At 57.4% G+C, this 3765-nt stretch carries 5 protein-coding genes; all 5 read right to left on the reverse strand.

Annotated elements, in window-relative coordinates; genetic code table 11:
• Positions 1-116 (reverse strand): DNA-packaging protein FI (gene gpFI, locus K0778_RS25085; RefSeq protein WP_001444318.1); only part of this gene is annotated, 116 nt, incomplete at its 3' end.
• Between the two features lie 41 nt (positions 117-157).
• Entirely contained in the window at positions 158-1183 is a 1026-nt protein-coding gene (locus K0778_RS25090; RefSeq protein WP_000118191.1) for a major capsid protein, read from the reverse strand.
• Positions 1184-1238: 55 nt separating this feature from the next.
• Positions 1239-1571 carry a head decoration protein gene (locus K0778_RS25095; RefSeq protein WP_000201478.1) on the reverse strand — a complete coding sequence of 111 codons (333 nt, stop codon included), beginning with the start codon at positions 1569-1571 and terminating at the stop codon, positions 1239-1241.
• Positions 1572-1580: 9 nt separating this feature from the next.
• The gene (locus tag K0778_RS25100; protein ID WP_072651342.1) at positions 1581-2912 is read right to left on the reverse strand and encodes a S49 family peptidase; all 1332 of its coding nucleotides are present in this window, start codon (positions 2910-2912) and stop codon (positions 1581-1583) included.
• Positions 2893-3765, reverse strand: an 873-nt coding sequence (locus K0778_RS25105; protein ID WP_153449157.1) for a phage portal protein, incomplete at its 5' end; no start/stop codon positions are given. The genes K0778_RS25105 and K0778_RS25100, both read right to left, overlap by 20 nt.

The raw sequence follows: 3765 nt of genomic DNA on the forward strand, positions 1-3765 counted from the left end.
TCTTCCAGCTCTGCCACACGGAGCGCCAGTTCTTCTTTCGTCCCCGTCAGGCTGACATCACGGTTCAGTTGCTCACCCAGCGACCGGAGACGGGCAATCAGTTCATCTTTCGTCATGGATTCCTCCACAGAGAGAAAATGGCCCCGAAGGGCCATGATTACGCCAGTTGAACGGACACGAACTCATCAGGATCAGCCAGCAGCATCAGCGGTGCTGACTGAATCATGGTGAACTCACGCGCCGGGTCGCCGGTGGTCACCCAGTTTTTCGGGTAACGGGCAGAGGCGTTAATGCCTTCGCGCTGTGCGTCCGCATCCTGAATGCAACCATAGGTGCGCAGACCGCGTGCCTGAGTGTTCCCCAGCACCATCGTGTTGTCCGGCAGGAAGTTCTTTTTGACGCCGTTTTCCACGTACTGTCCGGAATACACGACGATGGCCACATCGCCATACATTCCCTTATAAGACACCGCTTTGCCCAGGTCTTTTACCGCTGTCTCCAGCTCGGAATGAGAGCCGCGACGGGTATCCAGCTTCTCCTTGACGGCCTTGAAGGAACGGAACAGCGCCCAGCCTTTCGGATCAAACACGATGATATTCACCACACCGCTGGCGTTCAGCGCGTAGGCTTCGATATCGTCGGTCGGGTCATACGTGGACTTGTCACGCTTGCTCCACTCCGTGCCGCCGGACTGCGTGATGTTATTCGCCGCACTGCGGCCCATATCCACCTCAACCGGATCGAAGGCTTCACCGGTCATGGTGTATTTGCCCTTAAGCACGGCAGAAACTGCCTGCATCTCTTCGACCTGGGCAATCGCCAGATTTTCATCCAGCATATTCTGCCGAATAATACGGCGACGACGGTAAGCCGGGTCAGCCAGGTTCTGCGGATCTTCATCCGGCAGGCGACGCAGGGTCATCTGCGGATTCACCTCATGCTTGGGTTTGACATAACCCGGCGTAAATTCAGAGGTGGAGCCGCCACGGGATCGGATAACCTCACCGGAAACAATCGGCGAAACGTACAGCGCCATGTTTACCAGTCCCGGAATTTGTGAGAGATAGACTTTTTCCGTGGTGAAAGGATAGGTTTCACGGAAAAACAGGCGCAGAAACAGCGGATCGAACTTAAAGTGATGCTGGGTCGATGCCAGTAATTCTGCAGTTGTATATACAGACATAAATTATTTCCATAAAAAAAGCCGCACAGGCGGCCTTTGTTGATGAAGGGGAAGATTAAACGATGCTGATTGCCGTTCCGGCAAACGCGGTCCGTTTTTTAGTCTCGTCGCTGGCAGCCTCCGGCCAGAGCACATCCTCATAACGGAACGAGCCGGACTTGTAGAACGTCAGTGTGGTGCTGGTCTGGTCAGCAGCAACCGCCAGAATGCCAACGGCTGCACCGTCGGTGGTGCCATCCCACACAACCAGCTTACGGGTAGTGCCATCCAGCATCAGCGGGGTCATTGCAGGCGTTTTCGCACTCAATCCGCCAGGCGCAATTGCTGTATGAGCCGGATCACTGTTACCCAGCGGCTGGTAATGGTTAAACTCTTCTTTTGTCGCCATAACTGCCTCTTATACCGGTAAAGCTTCAGGTGTATTAAGTAATTCTTTATTGGTATCAGATGCCAGGTTACCTGCAGCCAGCGGTGCCGGTGTACCCTGCATCAGACGATCCAGCGCAGTGTCACTGCGCGCCTGTGCACTCTGTGGTGCTGCAGCCAGAATGCGGCGGGCCGTTTCCACGGTCATTCCGGGGGTTTCTGCCAGCACGCGGGCCTGCTCTTCGCGTCCGTGAGCCTCCTCACAGTTGAGGATCCCCATAATGCGGCTGTTTTCTGCCGCAACCGCAGCGGTGATCTGCGCGTTCACGTCCGGCTGCGCCGCGCTGGCGTTTTCGCCCTCCGTCGCTGGCACCACGTCAGTAACGTCAGCCTGCGAAGCAGTGGCTGAAACAGTTGTTGATTGAGTCTCTTTGGTCATTCGCCCTCCTGAGAGACGGGATTTACGTGTATCCAGTGCATCACGCATGACGGTGATCGCATCGGTACTGTTAACAAGTTCATCAGCCAGTCCGGCATCAATGGCCTCCTGACCGCTGTACACTGCAGCCTCGGTATCCAGCACAGCCTGCACGGACAGGCCGGTATATGCCGATACCTTCTGTGCAAACATCCGGCGGGTTGCATCCATCCGGGACTGCAGTGTTTCCCGGACATCATCCGGTAGATGGCTGTAGGGGTTGCCATCCACCTTATGGCTGCCGCTGTAAATCAGCGTGATTTCCACGCCCTGTTTCTCCAGCGCAGCGCCGTAATTACTGTGAGCCATCATGACGCCGATGGAGCCTGTCCGGGCGGTCTGCGTGACCAGACGCCGGGAGGCGGCACTGGCAAGCAGCTGACCTGCACTGCAGTTCATGTCGTTGGCCAGCGCCCATACCGGTTTTATGTCACGCACACGGGCGATGATGTCAGCGCAGTCAAATGCCCCCGCCACCATCCCGCCTGGCGTGTCCATATCGAGCAGAATGCCGTCCACCATCGGATCGCTGGCAGCCTGTTGCAGACGGGCGATAATGCCGTTGTAACCGGTCATTCCCGAATACGGCTGCAGCGCCCGCGTCCGGCCGACCAGCGTGCCGGACACCGGCAGCACGGCGATGCCGTTCATGACCTGATAACTGCGGGCCTGTCGTGGTCCGTCATCATCACCGGATAACGCCAGCGTCGCGGGTGCCTCTCCGGCAGTCAGGCTGTCACCGGACACCGCATCCGTCAGGCGGCTGATCCCAAGCTGGCCTGCAAGCGCACAAAAGAAAACCCGCGCATAGGCGGGTTCAAGCATCAGCGGCTCATTAAAGGCCATGCTGGCAATATGCGGGAGATTACGCAGCTCTGCTGTCACTCTTCTCCTCCTCTGTTGATTGTCGCAGCCCGGATTCAAATGCCGCAGCCGCCCAGGCGGGTGGTTTAAGACCGGCTGCACGACGCTCCATCGTTTCACGGACCTGCTGGGCAAAAATTTCCTGATAGTCATCGCCGCGTTTTGCACACTCTTTCTCGTAGGTACTCAGCCCGGCTTCTATCAGCATCACCGCTTCCTGAACTTCTTTCAGACCATCGATGGCCATACGACCGGAGCCTATCCAGTCACAGTTCCCCCAGGCGCTGCGGGCTTCCTGAAAGCTGAAACGCGCTTTTGAAGGTAACGTCACCACGCGGCGAACGATGGCCTCTTCCAGCCAGCACAGAAACATCTGGCTCGCCTGACGGGATGCGACGAATTTTCGCCGCCCCATAAAGTACGCCCACGACTCGTTCGCACTGGCCCGTGCCGTGGAGTAGCTCATCTGGGCGTAATTCCGGGAAAGCTGCTCATACGAGACACCCAGCCCGGCAGCGATATACCGCAACAGTGACTGCTCAAACACGGAGTAGCCGTTATCCGTGTCCTGAGCCGTCTGCAGGTTCAGTGAGTCCCCCGGCATCAGGTGCGGCACTTTTGCGCCTCCCAGACGGACCGGTGCTGCGGCGTAATACGCGGCAATTTCACCAATCCAGCCGGTCAGCTTGTCCCGCTGCTCCTTACTGTTCGCGCCCAGAATAAAATCCATCGCTGACTGCGTATCCAGCTCACTCTCAATGGTGGCGGCATACATCGCCTTCACAATGGCGCTCTGCAGCTGCGTGTTCTGCAGCGTGTCGAGCATCTTCATCTGCTCCATCACGCTGTAAAACACATTTGCACCGCGGGTCTG

Source organism: Escherichia sp. XD33, assembly GCF_019375075.1.
In the GTDB taxonomy this organism is placed as follows: domain Bacteria; phylum Pseudomonadota; class Gammaproteobacteria; order Enterobacterales; family Enterobacteriaceae; genus Enterobacter; species Enterobacter flexneri_A.